The sequence below is a fragment of the [Bacillus] enclensis genome (assembly GCF_001456935.1).
GTDB classification, from domain to species: Bacteria; Bacillota; Bacilli; order Bacillales; family Bacillaceae_B; genus Rossellomorea; species Rossellomorea enclensis.
This window is the reverse complement of sequence record NZ_KQ758485.1, coordinates 321,319-338,122: the sequence shown is the minus strand read 5'-3', so window position 1 is coordinate 338,122 and position 16,804 is coordinate 321,319. Positions and strand designations below refer to the sequence as shown.

At 43.9% G+C, this 16,804-nt stretch carries 20 protein-coding genes, 1 pseudogene and 2 riboswitches; of the genes and pseudogenes, 9 read left to right on the top strand and 12 right to left on the bottom strand.

Features of this window, described 5'->3' with window-relative positions; all coding sequences use genetic code 11:
- The first annotated feature begins 70 nt into the window (after positions 1-70).
- Both fabZ and AS034_RS16640 read left to right on the top strand, forming a co-directional pair.
- Positions 71-505: a 3-hydroxyacyl-ACP dehydratase FabZ gene (fabZ, locus tag AS034_RS16645; protein ID WP_032086900.1), complete on the top strand. Its 435-nt coding sequence runs from the start codon at positions 71-73 to the stop codon at positions 503-505.
- A 387-nt stretch (positions 506-892) separates the two neighbouring features.
- A complete protein-coding gene (locus tag AS034_RS16640; protein ID WP_058299527.1) occupies positions 893-1,204 on the top strand; it encodes a hypothetical protein in 312 nt (103 codons plus the stop codon).
- 31 nt (positions 1,205-1,235) lie between these two features.
- On the opposite strand, the gene AS034_RS16635 is transcribed toward AS034_RS16640, so the two are convergent.
- Positions 1,236-1,823: a class D sortase gene (locus AS034_RS16635; protein ID WP_058299416.1), complete on the bottom strand. Its 588-nt coding sequence runs from the start codon at positions 1,821-1,823 to the stop codon at positions 1,236-1,238.
- Positions 1,820-2,176 carry a helix-turn-helix domain-containing protein gene (locus AS034_RS16630; RefSeq protein WP_272867409.1) on the bottom strand — a complete coding sequence of 119 codons (357 nt, stop codon included), beginning with the start codon at positions 2,174-2,176 and terminating at the stop codon, positions 1,820-1,822. The genes AS034_RS16635 and AS034_RS16630 overlap by 4 nt, the downstream gene beginning before the upstream one ends.
- A 212-nt stretch (positions 2,177-2,388) precedes the next feature.
- Here AS034_RS16630 and AS034_RS16625 point away from each other — a divergent pair, with 212 nt between their 5' ends.
- Together AS034_RS16625 and AS034_RS22440 are read left to right on the top strand one after the other, a co-directional pair.
- Positions 2,389-3,045 carry a TasA family protein gene (locus AS034_RS16625; protein ID WP_058299414.1) on the top strand — a complete coding sequence of 219 codons (657 nt, stop codon included), beginning with the start codon at positions 2,389-2,391 and terminating at the stop codon, positions 3,043-3,045.
- Positions 3,046-3,439: 394 nt separating this feature from the next.
- A riboswitch (cyclic di-GMP riboswitch) is annotated at positions 3,440-3,576 on the top strand.
- Positions 3,577-3,609: 33 nt separating this feature from the next.
- The gene (locus AS034_RS22440) at positions 3,610-3,744 is read left to right on the top strand and encodes an anti-repressor SinI family protein (RefSeq protein WP_141687748.1); all 135 of its coding nucleotides are present in this window, start codon (positions 3,610-3,612) and stop codon (positions 3,742-3,744) included.
- A 63-nt stretch (positions 3,745-3,807) separates the two neighbouring features.
- Here AS034_RS22440 and AS034_RS16615 read toward each other — a convergent pair whose 3' ends face one another.
- Together AS034_RS16615 and AS034_RS16610 are read right to left on the bottom strand one after the other, a co-directional pair.
- Complete coding sequence (locus tag AS034_RS16615; RefSeq protein WP_058299412.1) at positions 3,808-4,128, bottom strand: helix-turn-helix domain-containing protein; 321 nt, start codon at positions 4,126-4,128, stop codon at positions 3,808-3,810.
- Positions 4,129-4,221: 93 nt separating this feature from the next.
- Positions 4,222-4,662, bottom strand: coding sequence for a YwpF-like family protein (locus AS034_RS16610; protein WP_058299411.1), 441 nt, complete (start codon positions 4,660-4,662; stop codon positions 4,222-4,224).
- A gap of 262 nt (positions 4,663-4,924) precedes the next feature.
- Between AS034_RS16610 and AS034_RS16605 the strand changes: the two genes are divergently transcribed.
- Both AS034_RS16605 and AS034_RS22810 read left to right on the top strand, forming a co-directional pair.
- Positions 4,925-5,314, top strand: a complete 390-nt coding sequence (locus tag AS034_RS16605; protein WP_058299410.1) for a single-stranded DNA-binding protein — start codon at positions 4,925-4,927, stop codon at positions 5,312-5,314.
- Positions 5,315-5,332: 18 nt separating this feature from the next.
- Positions 5,333-5,506, top strand: coding sequence for a hypothetical protein (locus AS034_RS22810; RefSeq protein ID WP_156416151.1), 174 nt, complete (start codon positions 5,333-5,335; stop codon positions 5,504-5,506).
- Positions 5,507-5,635: 129 nt separating this feature from the next.
- On the opposite strand, the pseudogene AS034_RS23210 reads toward AS034_RS22810, so the two are convergent.
- From AS034_RS23210 to AS034_RS23360, 7 genes and pseudogenes are all read right to left on the bottom strand, one after another.
- Positions 5,636-5,892, bottom strand: a pseudogene (locus tag AS034_RS23210) (hypothetical protein).
- A 134-nt stretch (positions 5,893-6,026) separates the two neighbouring features.
- Complete coding sequence (locus AS034_RS16600; RefSeq protein WP_058299409.1) at positions 6,027-8,858, bottom strand: DEAD/DEAH box helicase; 2,832 nt, start codon at positions 8,856-8,858, stop codon at positions 6,027-6,029.
- Entirely contained in the window at positions 8,851-10,503 is a 1,653-nt protein-coding gene (locus tag AS034_RS16595; RefSeq protein WP_058299408.1) for an SWIM zinc finger family protein, read from the bottom strand. The genes AS034_RS16600 and AS034_RS16595 overlap by 8 nt, the downstream gene beginning before the upstream one ends.
- A gap of 375 nt (positions 10,504-10,878) precedes the next feature.
- Positions 10,879-12,492, bottom strand: a complete 1,614-nt coding sequence (locus AS034_RS16590; RefSeq protein ID WP_058299407.1) for an alkaline phosphatase — start codon at positions 12,490-12,492, stop codon at positions 10,879-10,881.
- A 110-nt stretch (positions 12,493-12,602) separates the two neighbouring features.
- The gene (locus AS034_RS16585; RefSeq protein ID WP_058299406.1) at positions 12,603-13,835 is read right to left on the bottom strand and encodes an efflux RND transporter periplasmic adaptor subunit; all 1,233 of its coding nucleotides are present in this window, start codon (positions 13,833-13,835) and stop codon (positions 12,603-12,605) included.
- Between the two features lie 22 nt (positions 13,836-13,857).
- Positions 13,858-14,523 carry a hypothetical protein gene (locus tag AS034_RS16580; protein ID WP_058299405.1) on the bottom strand — a complete coding sequence of 222 codons (666 nt, stop codon included), beginning with the start codon at positions 14,521-14,523 and terminating at the stop codon, positions 13,858-13,860.
- Between the two features lie 120 nt (positions 14,524-14,643).
- Positions 14,644-14,772, bottom strand: coding sequence for a hypothetical protein (locus tag AS034_RS23360; protein ID WP_268876478.1), 129 nt, complete (start codon positions 14,770-14,772; stop codon positions 14,644-14,646).
- Positions 14,773-14,789: 17 nt separating this feature from the next.
- Positions 14,790-14,865: riboswitch (cyclic di-GMP riboswitch) on the bottom strand.
- A 205-nt stretch (positions 14,866-15,070) separates the two neighbouring features.
- Between AS034_RS23360 and AS034_RS22800 the strand changes: the two genes are divergently transcribed.
- Complete coding sequence (locus AS034_RS22800; protein ID WP_156416149.1) at positions 15,071-15,229, top strand: hypothetical protein; 159 nt, start codon at positions 15,071-15,073, stop codon at positions 15,227-15,229.
- Positions 15,230-15,261: 32 nt separating this feature from the next.
- Here AS034_RS22800 and AS034_RS16575 read toward each other — a convergent pair whose 3' ends face one another.
- Positions 15,262-15,675: a helix-turn-helix domain-containing protein gene (locus AS034_RS16575; protein WP_058299404.1), complete on the bottom strand. Its 414-nt coding sequence runs from the start codon at positions 15,673-15,675 to the stop codon at positions 15,262-15,264.
- A 202-nt stretch (positions 15,676-15,877) separates the two neighbouring features.
- Between AS034_RS16575 and AS034_RS16570 the strand changes: the two genes are divergently transcribed.
- The gene (locus AS034_RS16570) at positions 15,878-16,186 is read left to right on the top strand and encodes a hypothetical protein (protein ID WP_058299403.1); all 309 of its coding nucleotides are present in this window, start codon (positions 15,878-15,880) and stop codon (positions 16,184-16,186) included.
- A gap of 137 nt (positions 16,187-16,323) precedes the next feature.
- A complete protein-coding gene (locus tag AS034_RS16565) occupies positions 16,324-16,773 on the top strand; it encodes a hypothetical protein (protein WP_058299402.1) in 450 nt (149 codons plus the stop codon).
- The last annotated feature ends 31 nt before the right edge of the window (positions 16,774-16,804 follow it).

The window sequence follows — 16,804 nt, the reverse complement described above, 5'->3', positions numbered from 1 at the left end:
GGCTATTCCATTCTCCCCGCGATTTATGTACAATGAAGGAAGGTTGTATATAACAGGAGGTACATAATCAATGCTCGATATCAATGAAATCAAAGACATCATCCCGCACCGTTATCCATTCTTGCTCGTGGACCGTATCACAGAGGTCGAAGAAGGCAAGAAAGCGGTGGGTATCAAAAATGTAACCGCCAATGAAGAATTCTTCAACGGGCACTTCCCAGATTACCCGGTTATGCCCGGCGTTCTCATCGTTGAGGCCCTTGCACAGGTCGGAGCGGTTGCCATGCTTAAAAAAGAAGAAAACCGCGGCCGCCTCGCATTCTTCACAGGCATCGACAAATGCCGCTTCAAACGCCAGGTCAAACCAGGCGACCAGCTCAAACTCGAAGTAGAAATGATCCGCTTCAAAGGAGCAATAGGCAAAGGGAAAGGCTTAGCCACAGTAGACGGCGAAGTAGCATGCGAACTTGAAATGATGTTCGCACTTGGTGCAAAAGAAGAATAAGTGGATGGAACCAGTTCTGAAGTGATTTTTGGATCACTGAGGGGCTGGTTTTTTGTTTTGTTTCTATAATAACTTCAAGTTGGTTGGTTTGTAACTATCCCAATTTTTAACCGGATCCAGCAGTTGATTGGAGTGCAAGACGAAGACTCCTGCGGGAAAAGCGAGACAGGTGAGACCCCGCAGGAGCGCAGCGACGAGGAGGCTCACCGGCCGCCCGCGGAAAGCGAAGTCTTGCACGGAAATCAACTGCGTTATTGCAGGAGAATTTTTAATAAACAAATCCAAAAATCCATGCAAAAAAACCAAACTTCAGGGAAAGCTAACCACGAAAGACCACATTCCGCGGTCTTACACAAAAACAACCCACAACAGAAAGGAGCCAACATCATGAGCAAAAAATTACTCTCAATCCTAAGCGGATCAGCACTTGCAGCTATGCTGCTTGTAGGATGTAATGCAAACGACCAGGAGCCTCCTCCGGAAGACAATAATGTAGAGGACAACGGAAATGTCGACGAAGATGGCGATATCGATGATAACGACATGAATGACAACGACATGAATGGCGAGCACTACCCAGAGTCAGAAGACAAGAACACACCGAATGACAAGGATCCAGCTAAAGACAACAACACACCTGAAGAAGATGCTGTTGAAGACGATATCGATATGAACGATAAGGATAACAAGGACGAGTAAAAACAAGCGTAGAGGCTGTATGCTTCTACGCTTAGTTTATTCTTCTTGCATTGATGATATATCGATCTTCAGTGCTCGACAGGTATTCGAAGGGGTAGCAGGTTGAAAGGGTCAGGATCTCATCAGGTGAGGTAGGTTGTAATACGGATAGGTCATCTTCTTTGATAACGAAACTTTCAAAGACTTCATATTCGTGGATTCCTGAAGCCATTTTGATACTTAATATATCCCCGTTTTCGATTTCTCCCATGCTTTTGAAAACCGTATCTCTGTGTCCAGCGAGAAAGATGCGATCCCTCTCTCCAGGCAGTTTGGTATCAGAATAATGGCCAACCCCCTTTTCAAGCTCTTCTTCTTCTGTCCCTTCAATAATGGGCAGTTCCTTCTTTAACTTAGGTATTTTCAAAATACCCAGTACCTCCCCTTGAGAATATGAATCCGGCATCTCATTTTGAAGTTCATTGTTAACTTTATCCTGAGCGTTTACTACATTTATTGCCTCTTCCAACGCTTTTTTTTCTTGAAGCTTTATGTCTGTTAAATGGTATCCGGATACTCCTAATAACATTACTCCCGCTGTCAATAAGACCATACTTAATAATTTTATAAAGATCCTCAAATGCGGTTCTCCTTTTTAAATTTGAAGAATTGAATATATTCGAGAAAATCTTTTTTTGTAAGACCTTCTTCCATCGCTTTGTTGACTAAATGCAGCCACTCTTCATCAATTGAGATGCTCTCCGTAGTAAATTCAAGCAACTGACTGAGGGAAATATCCAATGTGTCGGCCAGCCTTTGAAGTACCTTGATGCTGGGGTTTTTTTGCAAGCCTCTTTCAATGGAGCTTATGTATGATTTTGAGATGCCAGCTAAATGGGAGAGCTCATTGATGGTCATCCCCCTTTCTTCCCTATACAATTTTAAAGCTTCACCGACCAATTTGCTCAATCCCTTCTCTGATTTTATATTCATTATATAGAACAAATTGTAATATATAAAAAACGAAATAAAGAGTTACGGGGAGTTAATTCTATATAACGAACGAAAAACATAGAAATGACCGTGAAATTGAAGAAATTCTATCCTTTTAAAAGATTGGTTGGTTTTATATACTGAAAACATAAGTTCTCAAAAGAGAACAAATGGTTATACAGGAGCATAAATCACTTTAAAGGGGAATTTATATGAATAAAATACGATTTGGTATTAGCATTCTAATTATTATAATGGTTTTGTTTGCTCCTGGTACTTTACAAGCTGAAGAAAACAACAATGAACAAAAAGATATAGATATTTCTGTCAGCCCTTCACCGGTTTTGTTTAACCTTACAAATGTTAAGCCGGGAGATTCAATGACAAGAAAGATCACGGTTGAAAATAAAGGTAATCAAGATTTCCAATATCTATTTACCAATACTTTCTTGAGTGGATCGGAAAAATTCTATAATGAGCTACTCCTTGTAATCAGCAAGGGTAAAGAGAGCTTGGTAGAAGGTAAGGTTAAGGATTTCAAAAAGATGGATCTTCGTACTTTGGAGAGCGGTTCATCAGAAATTTTTGAAATAACTGTAGAAATACCGTATGAGCTTGGTAATGAGTTCCAAGGATTATCGACAGAATTTCAGTTCAACTTCCTAGTAGAGGGATCTGATGGTGCAGTTTCACCGGTGGGTGGGGGAAGGGTATTACCAGATACCGGAACTGATTATTACATGTATTTAGTTCTTGGTAGTGTACTATTTATAGCTGGGATTAGCTTATATATAATCACTAGAAGAAAATTTGCATCAAAGGAACTGAAGCTGACTGAATTTCAGCTAAAAGAAAGAAAAGAGGTGTAGTATATGTATAAAAAGATTTGTACAAGATGCACGCGAGCATCATTCAGCAGTTCGGAAACAGGTAAATGGCTCTGTCCCTCGTGCGGAAAAGACTTGTCTGAACACCCTTTTTATGACTCCAAAACCTTCCAGAATGTTAATGACAAAGTCCTTTCGTTAAAGAAGAAACTGGAAAATTATCGAGTTCAATTCAGTAAAGAATATCCGTAGTAAATCGACACAAGTTTCGTTTGTTCTTATAAGAAATCCATCATATTCATGGTGTTGAAAAAACTTATGTCAAAAAAGGAAAGAATCTGTAGGAAAAAAGTGTAAAAATAATTGTCAGAAAAGACAAAAAACAACAGTTTTGAAGGTTATTCATTAGTATAATGGGTATAGTTCCAAGGAGCTAGTCAGACAAAGGCAAACTTATTGAAAAATAGGGACGCAAAGTCACAGATCTAAGGTAGGAAAATGAGTACATCGAATACAGACACGTACATAGGAAAGCAGTACCCATTGGACGACTATGATGGCTGGATTGCCTGAAATACATGCATGTATTTTGGGAGGAATGAAAAGATGAAGCGTGAACTTGATCTTGAATGGATTGAACTAGTGAAACAGGCACTCGATGCAGGAATCTCTAAGAATGAAATCAGGGAGTTTTTACAAAACCACCACAGAAAAGTAGATGAGGGGTTCAAGGTTGTTTAAAATCGAACTTAAAAACATAGAGGTCTTGATAAATGTAAAAAGTCTTGCAGACTCTGCAAGACTTTATTTGTTACCCAGTTTCCATTTATTAAATTCAATAAACTCACGGAATTGTTCCTTCGTAATGCCGGAGTCCATCGCTTCCTCTGCAATTTTGACCCACTCACGGTCAACAGTGTTATTTTCCTGCTGATCATGTAACAACGCGTCCATCGGAATACCTAAAGCGGCAGAGACTTTTTCCAAGAACAGAATGGATGGGTTCTGTTGGATGTTTCGCTCTATGGAGCTCAAATATGACTTGGCAACCCCAGCTTTTTCAGCCAGTTCCGTCATAGACATCCGCTTTTCCTGTCTATATTTTTTGACTCTTTCCCCAATCATGGTGGACACCTGCCTATAAAATCGTTTCGATACTTCTATTATATCAAACAGTAAACAGCTACTCTATAAGAAGTTTACATATTGTCGTAAAAATTAGACGCTTGGTTTTGAAGTAACAGGCAGACGCGGTTTGGATACCATTTTTTCTCGGAATTCCTTCACCAGTTCATCTCCAGTATATCCTTTTTGTAATAGGTCATCCAGTAGTAATTCCGCATATTCATTGCGCTGCTTCTTCAATTTTCCTTCAAATAAAACACTCATCCGGCCGTTCATTTTTTTAATACCGCGTATTGATGTCATGAAAGCAGCAGGGTCGTTTGCCTTGTTTGAAATGACAACCTGGATTTCCAGATCACCCTTTTGCTGTTGAGCCTTCTGGAAAAACTCTAGATAGTTCTGAGACATATACGTTTCCACGAGCCACGTACTTTTCCCATCCTCTTTATTGATGATCAGACCGTCCTCAATATCAAAATCCTGGAGTTCATCATTATCCACTACCTGCAGTGAAATCACTTTAAAGGTTTTCATGAACGAACATCTCCTATGATTAGGGTTTAATTATAAAAATTATATCACAGCGGTAAAAGAATCCCTAATAAGTAAATTGTGCTAAAAAAAGTGGATTTACGATTTTCATACTTATTTTGCTTCAGAAATGGCAAATCTCCCTAGGTGAATTTAGTGAATTTAGCTCTAATTCGGCTATGAATTTATGAAATTCGCGATTTTACACCCGTGGATTGGTGAGTGTATGATGAGATCATTCCAGAAGAGAGGGGGTAGAACAAAAGTGATCAATCAAGTCACCCTGGTGGGCAGGCTGACCAAGGATCCCGAAGCAAGGAAAACGATGGAAGGCCGGTCGGTCCTGAGTGTAACAGTCGCGGTCAACCGCCAGTTTAAAAATCAGCAGGGACAAGTGGAAACGGATTTCGTCATGTGCAAGATATGGAACAAGGCGGCAGATAACACTGAGAAATACTGCCGGAAAGGATCCGTCGTCGGCATCACCGGCCGCATCCAGACGCGTAATTATGAGAATGATCAAGGTAAACGGGTTTATGTTACTGAGGTAGTAGCTGATTCGATCCGGTTCATGGATCCGAGACCTGCGGCTGACCGGGAACAACAGCACTCTGAGAAACAGCCGGAGAAAGAACCGGTCGAACTGCCATTTTAAAAGAAGGGAGGGGACCCATTGGCAACCCTGCAAACGCTGGAACAGCGAATCGATCGACTTGAAAAGTTGAATGAAGAACTGATCAAGAAAGTGGCCCGCACGAATGTCGAAAACTTCTATCTTTCACAACGGGTGACCGCACTGGAACAAGGGTTTGAATATCCGAATCCTGCCCTCAAGACCACATCTTAAGGAACCCCGAATGCATTCCTCATCTTAGAAACCTTCACATAAATTACAACCATTTTTATCCAACCTGTAAGTTTTGTCTCAATGTCCAATTGTCATCATGTCTTCGCGGCATCCCTCTAACATACCTCGTTAGAAATAGAAGATTGTAAGTAGCAGTGAAGTTTTTTGTACGTTCCCCAATATGTCTTCATGTAGGGTCGGTTTCCGTTGGAGCCGGCTATTTTTTTGTGGTTTTAAATAAAATACACCTTGAATCACCGCTGTTGATTTCCGTGGAAGACTTCGCTTTCCGCGGGCGGCCGGTAAGCCTCCTCGTCGCTGCGCTCCTGCGGGGGCTTACCAGTCTCGCTTTTCCCGCAGGAGTCTTCGTCTTCCACTCCAATCAACAGCTGGAACCGACTATATTATCAAAATGGTCGGCTCCCGCTACATAAATTACTATTTCATCCGCATGAAGCAAAACTAAAAACCCCCTCTCTAGGAAAGGGGGCGATTCATATCAAATCAACAAACTAACTACCTACTCCAACACCAACAACGATTCCAAATCCTGATCAGACAATTCAGTAACCCACTGGTCGCTTCGAATGATTTCGTCGTTCAGTGCCTGTTTCTTTTCGAGCATGGCATCGATTTTTTCCTCTAGGGTACCAGAGGAGACCAATTTATGAACATGAACAAATCGTTTCTGTCCAATCCTATAAGCACGGTCTGTGGCTTGGTTTTCTACGGCAGGGTTCCACCAGCGGTCGTAGTGGACGACGTGGTTGGCGGCTGTCAGGTTCAAGCCGGTTCCGCCAGCCTTTAATGATAGAAGGAAGACAGGGAAATCGCCGTTTTGGAAGCGGTCGACGAGGTCGTCGCGCTTGGCTTTTGCCATGCTTCCGTTCAGGAATGGGACGTCGACGCCGAATTCCTTTTTCATGACTTCCTGGATCATCTCACCCATTGAGATATATTGGGTGAAGATCAACGTGCCCTCGCCCGATTCAAGCGCCGCTTCAACGATATCCTTCAGCTTCTGCATTTTCTCGGAACGGGTCAGGATCGACCGTGGATCGGGTTCCTTCAGATATAAAGCGGGGTGATTGCAAAGCTGCTTTAATTGGTTCAGCATCTGCAAAATCAATCCCTTGCGCTCGAACCCGCTCAGCGTTTCGACTTTCGTCAATGTCTCCTGTACGAGCTGTTCATAGAGCGCCGCCTGTTCAGCAGTCAGGCTGCAGTATTCCTTCTGCTCGATTTTCTCGGGAAGGTTAAGCTCGACCTCTGGGTCCTTCTTCGTCCGGCGCAGCAGGAACGGCTTTATTTTTGCCTGAAGCTCACGGACTTTTTCCTGGGATTCATCTTTTTCTATCGGCGCGATATAGTTCTTCTGATACTGCGCAAATCCTCCGAGATAGCCATGGTTCAAGAAATCGAAGATCGACCAAAGTTCGGACAGGCGGTTTTCCATCGGCGTTCCAGTCAGAGCGATATGATGCTTTCCGTTCAGTTTGCGTATCGCACGGGACTGCTTCGTGTTCGCATTCTTGATATTCTGCGCTTCATCCAGTGAAATGGAGCTCCATTCCACATCAGACAGCTCGTCAAAATCAATATGCGACAGCCCGTAGGAGGTCAGTACGATATCCATTCCGGAAATTCGCTCGGAAAAATTCTCATCTTTCGCGCGGGACGATCCGTAATGCAGGTGGACCTTCAAATCGGTGGCGAACTTCTCGATTTCACGCTGCCAGTTTCCGAGCACTGACGTCGGCGCGATTATCAACGAAGGGGTCTCCGGCTTTTCTACAGCCTTCACATGAAGGAGGTACGTGATGAGCTGCACTGTTTTCCCTAGACCCATATCATCGGCAAGGCATGCCCCGAAACCGAACTTCCGCAGGAACAGCATCCAGCTCATACCAAGCTGCTGATAAGGCCGGAGTTCCCCATGAAAGGCATCCGGCGTTTCCACCAGTGGAATCGACGATACATTCGTCAGCTGACTCACCAGTTTTTTCAATGAGCGGTTCAGTTCCAGCTGGATACGTGCGTATTTATACGGATCATACTCGTCATCAGCTTCAAGCCCATCACCGTCTTCTTCATCCCGCGGAACAAGCTCCTGCTCAAGCATATCCTGGATCGAAATGCCTTCCTGCTTCGCCTTGGTCATCATCTGCTGGATGCGGCGAATCATCGCAGGATCGAGCTTCATCCACTGACCGCGGATCTTCACGAGTCTTCTCTGGTCATCTACGAGCTTATTAAAATCATCCTCCGATAGATTGACCCCGTTCATCGACAGACGCCAATCGAAATCGAGCATCGCATTCAAGCCGACAAAAGAAGGGCGGTAGCTCGTATCGGTGTTCTTTAGCTTCGCCTTCACAAGCACCTGCGCATCCTTCATCGCTTCCCACCAGGACGGCAGGAGGATCTCGATATTAAGGTCAATCAACTTTTCACTCAAAACAGATAAGAATTCCCACGCATCGTGTTCGCTGAGTGAATCGGTCAGCGTCCCATCACTCTCACGGAGCATCGGAATCATCTTAAGCCAGCGTTCCTGTTCTTCTTTTACCTGAGGGAGATAGGGCTTCCAACCTGTTGGAACCGTATCTTCCGTCAGCGAAATCACGCGTTTTTCCCTCTTGCGATCGCGAAGAATCGTTTCAAGCTGCCATGTTTCATCTTCATCAAGCGGCTCCGAAATCCGCAGTCCGATGGAAAAGGGCAGTTCTTCATCCTCTTCACCGCGGATCCACTCGCTCCAGCGCTTCTCGTCAAAATAAGCATGCAGTTCCTCGGAGGTGAGCGTACTCTCCTTCAGCTTCTGAATCCTCTTCATCGCTTCCGAACCGCCCGCAGCCATCGCTTCATTCAGCGACCCTTCAAACCACTGCTGCGTTAAAGCGGCGAGGGACGGTCCTTCAGGGAGGTCCTGCTGCCAGAAGTCTTCGTTAAAATTTTCCCACACTTCATCAGGGATATGGAACTGCATGCCCGTTTCCTGCCATTCATCAAAGCGGGGGAGCCAGCGTCCGGCTTCGATCGCTTCATAGAGGACGGGGGCAATCGCGTTGCAGGCCTGGCCGGTTTCATCCCAGTCCCACTCGACCATCCCGCTGAAATGCTCCAGCGCGAGTAAGGTGAGGAGTTCCCACTGAGACACGTCAACCCCGCCATCTGCCATCCGGTCTTGAAGCAGCGTCCCGTAATGGGTATCCTCATGCCAAAGGAACAGCTGACTTTTCCACTGGGAAGGATGAAGCTCTTCACCCTCGCCGTTTTCGGCAGTCAGGAAGAATCGGTCGCCATATTTAGTTGCGTCTACATTGATCTTCACGGAAGACAATTTAAGCATCGATCAACTTACCCTTTCTGCACTCTTCTTGGAACGCACGTAATCTCTTATATTTTTCAAGGATGTAAGGGAGGTAGTCATCCCACTTATCCGTTTGCTTCAGCTTCTTATAGATCGTCCGGATCTTCTTCATATAGCGGACCGCATACTTGTAACTGTCGCGGTTCTTCTGCTCGATCATATCGATGACACCGTTATAGTAGACCGGCAGTGCAAGCTCAGGGGACTCCTTATACACCTGGCTGAGGCCCATATTTTCCATCTCGCCTACGGAGTAGCCCATATACTTCTGCAGCTCCACCCATTCGCGGTGGGATCTTGAACTCAGCAGGAACTCCGAGTAGCTGTAATAGCTGAAAGGCAGCATCGCCAGGAGAAGTTCCCTCAAGAAAACAGGGTCCCGCTCCATCAGCCACTCCGTCGGCAGCTTGCGCACAAACCAGCGCACGAAGCTTGATGCCTCATAATGACTCTTTTCTTCGATATAGGAAGGGAGCCTCACCAAAATTGCCTTCAACAAGAGTAGCAGCCCCTCATATCGTTTGGAAAGAACAAACTTAACCAGCCAGAATTCGGAATAAGCGACGAGCTCCGTCCCGATCCTTTCCACGGTTTCTTCAGCTTTATCCAAATCTTCAAGCAGCAGATATTGATGAAGCAGGGCGATCTTGATGAACGAATCGTCCTGGGAAGGAGAGCTTTCCAAACGCTCTACCTCTTGTCGGCGCCAAGCTTTTTGTTTGAACAAGTAATACCAGATGAATCGGTAAACCTCTGCTTTTATTTCCGTGCTGTGCTCCGGATCCTCACTCATCTCCGCTGATTTTTCTTTCAAGTAGGCAATGAACGGATCGAAGCTGAAAGGCATCGCATGCACCGAAAGCTTCTCGACGGCATCCTCCATCTCATCCAGCAGGAAATCGAACAGGGCATACTGCTCGCGACTCAATTCGATCTCTCTTTCCTGTAAAAAAACATCCACTTCGAGCGTCAGGAAGAAAGTAGCGAAAAGCTGATAGAGAGGCTTCCACTCACGCTCAAATGGTGCTTCTTTATTAAATCGCTTATAGATATTCTGTATGATTACGTCCATCAAATAAGGCTGTCTCTCAAGAAGCTGTAAATCTTCCTTTTTCAGAAGCGACTCAAAAAACTGCCACCACTCATCGGGCGTGTTTCCCCGGGTTTTACGCTCCTCCAACAGCTCACTGGCCTTTCGAAGGGCACCGGAGTTGGTGTGTTTCTTCAATAATTCATCAAGTGATGAGGGTTTATTTTCATCCGTATCGGGAGAGCTTTCCTGGCTGCGCCAATCCTGGATCCATTCGCTGACGCGGGCAACCTTGTTGTAAATCATGAAAAAGGTAGCCATCTGATGGCGGCACCATCCGGAATACGGGCAGGAACATTTGCTTAGAAGCGGGAACTGCAGATCAAGCCGCACCGAAACAGGCGTCACATCCTGAACATCGGCACTCGCCTCTTCATCCCGGACCTTCACATTCGACACCAGGTTCTGGCGAAACAAAAGAAGCCCTTTTGAGACAATATTTCTTCCTTCGTCGGTACCCGGGTTCAACTCACCCTGTATCGCCCGACTCATCGGAATTAATTTATCCTTCAACTCTTCGATCCGAATCGCCATCGAACAATCTCTCCCATCTATAAAATCGCATTCTTTTATTATAACGCATCTGGGGGTGGGAATGGAATAAAAGAGGGAAAACTGCGGGGATTGGAGAAGGATGGGGGAGATATTTCTCGGGAAATGTCGAACGGTGGCGGGTGCTTATTAGATTAGATGCGATAAAGGGAATTTTAAGCAAAGTTTGAGCCGGGCTCAATTCCCCGGGTCTGAGCCAGGCTCAAATCAGCACGTTTGAACCAGGCTCGACATTTTCTATTGTTCCAGGCACAATCGGCCCGATTTGTTCCAGGCACAATATCCCCAAAACGTGCCAGGCACAGATCGCCTATATTGTGCCTGGCACCCTGAGTACACCGGACTCGACTGAAACAACTACCTCTCCCAATGCACATAAAACCTCCCACCACTATAAACATTCACACTCCGCAGCTCAACACGCTCCCCATTCCTCAAATAATAATTCTTATTCTCCGGAAACCGGAGCCCTTCTTCGCCACGCGACACAACTAATTCAGGGTTATCACGATCCCGCTTATCAATTATCACCTTATATCCTTTCTCCTTGAAAAACTTCTCCCCATCCACATACCAATCAGAAAAGCTCTCCAAAGAAAACTCAAGATAGCGGGCAAACACCCTTGGCAATTCAATATTCTCAATCAGCCCGGAAGGCTTCCCCGGACCGAATCCATATAAGAAAACATCTTCACCGGTATGCCCGTGGGTGGAAAACCCCAGATTTGCGCGCTTCGCCATCAGCTTAACCATTTCATCCTCTAGGTCACTAACATCTTTGGCATCTTTCATCACACAATACTCTTTCTTATTCAAATCACCCAACCCGTACGAACTCAACACTTCCTTCAAATTAGAACGGTCATCCTTCAACAAAGAAGTAGCACCCTTAACCGTATATTCAGCTTTCTTCAGCGGCCCTACAAAATGATCCCTCGGCTGATTCTTATAGTTCTTATCAGTATCCACATTTCCAAGCGTCAACCCGCTGTTCCCGTGATCGGTGACAGCCACCACCATCGTATTTCCATCACGTTCGGCAAATTCCAATGCTTCACCAACGGCTTTATCAAAGCTAAGAACCTCGCTGATCATCCCGACCGGATCATTCTTATGTGCGGCCCAGTCCACCTTGCTGCCTTCCACCATCAAAAAGAATCCTTTCTTGCTGGCGGATAATCGTTCAATCGCAGCCTTCGTCATCTCTGCAAGCGTCGGTTCATTCGGCTTCAACGCTTTACGGTCAATATCGTATGCCAGATCTTCTTCCGCAAAGGCTCCCCAAAGCTTCCCATCACCGCGGCTATTTGAAAGGCCCTCCCTCGATGCGGTAAAGGAGTAAAGCGATTTAGATGACTTAATTATTGAGAGAAGATTTTCACCATCTTCACGGGATATTTGCTTCGTCTTTAGCATTCCATCATCATTTTTGACCTTGTTTTTAGACTTGGGCTTCAGCCAGGCCGCACCGCCCCCGAGGATGACGTCGAGGTTCTGGTACACCTGCTGTTCTCCGATATCCCCGAATTCATCTCGGTCAATTACATGGGAAGTGAAGGCGGCGGGGGTGGCATGCTGGACAGGAGAAGTCGACACGATCCCCGTTGCGTAACCGGACAGCTTGGCGGCCTCCAACACTGTCAACACCGGCTTACCCTCCTTAGACATCCCAATATGATCAGCACGGGTTTTCACCCCGGTCGCCATAGCCGTTCCTGCAGCTGCCGAGTCTGTGATGGCAGATTCTCCTGAATAGGTGCGGACCCCTCCGACAAGGATCTTATCGAGGTTAAGCCCGGCACCCTTATACCATCTTGAAAGAGTAACTATGTCTGAATTTGTTCCGTCCATGATCATGAAAATGACATTTTTCTTCGCAGGATTAGCGGCAAACCCGCAGCCCGATGGGAAAGAGAATGCAAGCAGGGATAGAAGGATGAGGATAATGAGTACAGGTTTGATTCTTTTCATAAAAAAATCGTCTCCTTTAAAAAGTTTCAGATACCCTTAGTATCATCACTCCAAAAGAGACTATGTATGAAAAAGACCCGCTCAAATTCAGAGCGGGTCCTCTCAAAACACTATTTTCTTTCCAATATCCCAAGAAGAAGGTTTTCGATTACTGTCGGACGTTTCATCTTCTTCAAGTCTCTCAGCTTGATCTTGTCCCAATCAAGGGCGGTAATGAATGCCGCACCGTTTGACAGTGCAGGAACTTCATCAGGGTTCATGATATAGTATTCCCCGGCTTTCACGCCTGATTTGATCTGGACCTTTCCGTCAACTTCCAGTCCGGTTTCGACGGTTTTCTTTTTCACGGTACCTTTATCAGTGAGTACCCAGATAACTTTTTTCGTCCCTGACTTTTCAACAGCTGTAAAAGGGACCACTAATGCATTCTTGACTTCATCTGTGATCACCGAGACAAACACATGATGGCCGGGAAGCAGCTTATAGTCCTCATCCTGCAGCGTAATCTCAATCGGATACATGCTGTCAGTTTCGATATGCGGATCCCGTTTAGGGAGAGTGGAAACATCCGATACGAGTCCCTTCAGGGTTTTCTTTTCAACCTCTGACTGAACCTTCGCGTCCATGTTTTCTTCCACGTCCATGATTTCCTTTTCCGTCAGGTCTGCCGTCACTACCACAGCTTCAGATGCAATCGTGATTAATGGATTCTGGACAGAGTGGGAGAGTTCTTTAACTGTACCTTCCCCGCTGCTTTCGACTGTCAACGTGGTTTCATATGATTCCAGATCGGAAATTTGACGCTCAAGGCTGTCGATTTGATTTTCCAGGCGGTCTATTTCGAGTTCCCGAGAGGCAATTTCCTTCTTTATATCATATTCTGTCTCAAGGGCACTTGCTTCGAGGGGCATCTCTTCATCATCATAAGAAGAAGGGAGTGAGTTCTCTAAGCGTTCGAGGTCGGATATATTGTCATCGATACTGTCGATTTCATCTTCGAGCTGATCGACTTCAGATTCCAGAACGTCTTTTTGCCCTGTGAAGTCGGTAACTTCATATTCGTACAGCGGCGTGCCTGCTTTCACTTCATCGCCTTCTTTGACAAGAAACTTTTTGAAAGAGCCGAATTCATCGTTAAAATATAGATAAGTTTCTTCAGCGGAAGTGACAACACCGGATTTAGGAAGTTCTTCCTGAAGATCGTCATTATTAAGTGCCTCCCAATGTTCGACCCGGACTTCCCGGTCGACTTTGCTCTTTGCCTTTTCGATCAGGTAACCATTCGTCCCCGCAAACAGGAGAGACAAAGCGAGTACGGTATATAATACCTTCCGTTTATTCATAAATGATCCCAGCCTTTGAACGTTAGATTAATGTTGAAAAATCGATATAGGCTAATAATGCGGTGATGGCCCAGAAAAAGAGATTGGTAAGAAGAATGACCAGCCAGATCAGCCAGTTCTTTTGTTCGGTGAGCCTTTTCAGCCCTTTGTATTGTATGTAAAAAATCCAGACCTTGAATAGGGAGAAACACCCCAGGAAATAGATGACCCAAGATTTCTCGGTTATGTATTGGGCAGCGACTCCGAGAGACAGGGGAGACGAGAACCAATCGAGTGAGAAGAATAAAGATAATGGGATGTAGGTTAATTTCTCGATAAGCAGGACCAATAAAACCAATCCTTGAATGATAACATGCTTACGGTATTCTCCCTTCTCAGAAATCGTCCAGAAAAGGATGCTTGGAATAAACAGAATGATGATAGAATAGAAAATCCCGCTTAAGGTCCTTCCCAAGAAAAACAGGAACTTCTCTAATTCATATGCTGTAGCGGGGAGGTTGTTTAGTTCTTTAGAAAGAGGATCCATTCCTATACCGAAAGAGGCAATCAAACCGAATGTAAAAACAGATAATAAAATTAAACGAAAGATATTTTTCCAGTAACCTTTAATGTCTTCAGTTGTCGAAAGATCGTAGAAAAAGAAAGAAGGGTTTTTAAGTCCCTTGAATAAATTTAATTCTTTTTTCATGGCGGTTTCCTCCAAGTAGTATAGGCTCAACTCATATTCTATCGAAAAACCGAGAACTTTTCCATATATTGTAGAATAATAGAAGAAACCAATAAAAAAAAGCGTCAAAAGACGCCTTTTTTAGAAACCATATGTGAGAAGCGTGGTTCCTGCAACCACGATGCCTGTTGCAGAAAATATCCCAACATACATCATAGTTTTTCTCTTTTGTTTTTTGATCATGATTTCTTCTGGTGTTAAAAACGACAAATCGATCACTCCTTGGTTTTGGTAGCTGGCTGGCGTTGGATAGCCCCTTTAGCTTTGCGTCATCACCTTTCGATGATTTTGCCATTATTCACAACCCTACTGTAATATTGTAACATCTTACCCGTTTCTTATCGGTAATAAACGTAAGAAGAATATAGTAAAAAAGTCACTATTTTTTGAAGTATTTCTTTATGCATGTGTATATTTATGGTAAAATAACAATTAATTAGTGTTTGAACGCTTGATAAATTGTGTAATAAAGTAATATAAATTGTCATTTAGTGTAGGAGGTTGTCTTTTGGGGAAAAAATTGAGCAAGGAGCAACTTGTTCTTTCAGTCATGCAGCAAGCTTTCGATGAAGGTAAAAAAGACAATATGGATGCAATAAAGATGTTAGATTGGCTAAAACAAGAACTTCAAACTGAATACACATTACAAAACGAAAAAGCACTCTGATCAGAGTGCTTTTTCGTTTCCTAATTTAATCTCTACCAGTCCTGCGCAAAATGATAGAGTGAGCTTATCTGGCTTGCGAATTTTTCTTTCCTTTTCTCTGGTTGTTGGGTAAGGGAAGCAAGCGTACGCTTTAATTTTGGGTTGGCGTTCAGCATCTCGATAATGGAAGATGTTTCTTCATCCTCGAATGACTCCCTGAGAACCATAGGGTCAGTTGTATATCCTTCTGATTCTTCACCATAAAGGATACGGTTCATTTCTTGCGTCGGGATTTTATAGACTTCTTTAAATCTTATCAGCATTTCCAGTGAGATCTCTCTTTTACCGCGTTCGTAATTTGATAGACTTCCTGATTTTATCTTTAGCCGTTCCGCAGCTTCAATCTGCGTTAATTCAAGCACTTCTTCACGATACCATTTTAATTCCTCATGCAGCTTAAGTTTCATTTATCTCACCGACTATCCCTTTTCCTTCAAGATAATCCTTTTAATTACTCTAATCGGTTTAATCGACGAATTGAAAAGTCTATTAACTATTCAATTTGATAAAAATAAAATCGCCTATACCAAGTTACGTTAATCAGTAGTATGATAATAAAGTAAAATATTGTCATTTGTTGTTGTAAAAGAATGAAGGGTGGCGGTTAGATTGAATTCAAATAGACAAGAGAATAGAAAGACAGAAAGTGCAAATGAGATCAAGAAGTGGGACAACAACAAAGACTTTTCGTCGATGAAGATCAGTTTTAAAGTAACAAAGAAAAACAGTAGCTACTACAGGGCGGGGAATTATGGCAAAAAGCGGATCCACTTCTTTTCCAACCACAAAGAAAACGACAAAAATCACTACGAATTATATCACTTCCACATCCAGCCCAGCACAACCCACAGCAATAAGCTTACCTGCTTTATAAAAGAGAACGAACGGATTATCTATTCAGGAAAGAACTTTCAATAGAAAACCTTTCTTACAAATATATTTGTAGGAAAAACAAAAATTTTACAGGGAAACGGAAAAACGTGTCGAATGGTAATTTATAGGAAAATATTCCTAGATAGTTTTATCGAAAAACACAGTTCAAAGAGGAGGAAGTAATGAACAAAGAATTCATTTTAGTATTTGAAGGTTTCCACGTATCAAGGAAAATCGAAACAACATCAAAAAAACACCTCGTAGTATTCCAAGGCCAGCAGTATAAAAAAAGACTGGTGGTGGTCAGCAGGCCACCGGGTTTCTCCCACGCATTGGAAGGAATCCTATACTCCGACAAAATCCGAGAAACAGTTGGATTCAGCACGTTGTTTGCCGTGCCGATCGATGCAAAGCATTCGATTCCCTTTAAATTTGTTCGGGTAGATGACAGGGAACAAAAACCCCTGGACTGTAAAATCGTGTTGGAAACTCACAACGGGGAAGAAACACTGAATGTACGTGCCCGTTTTCCCATGAAAGATACGTTGAGAGAAGGAGACAGGGTCGATATTCTCTCTTATCTCAGTCACAACTGCGATGATGGAAGATTCATGCTTTATGAAAAATCTTGAATTTGCAAATGTCAGGAAAAAAACAATATAT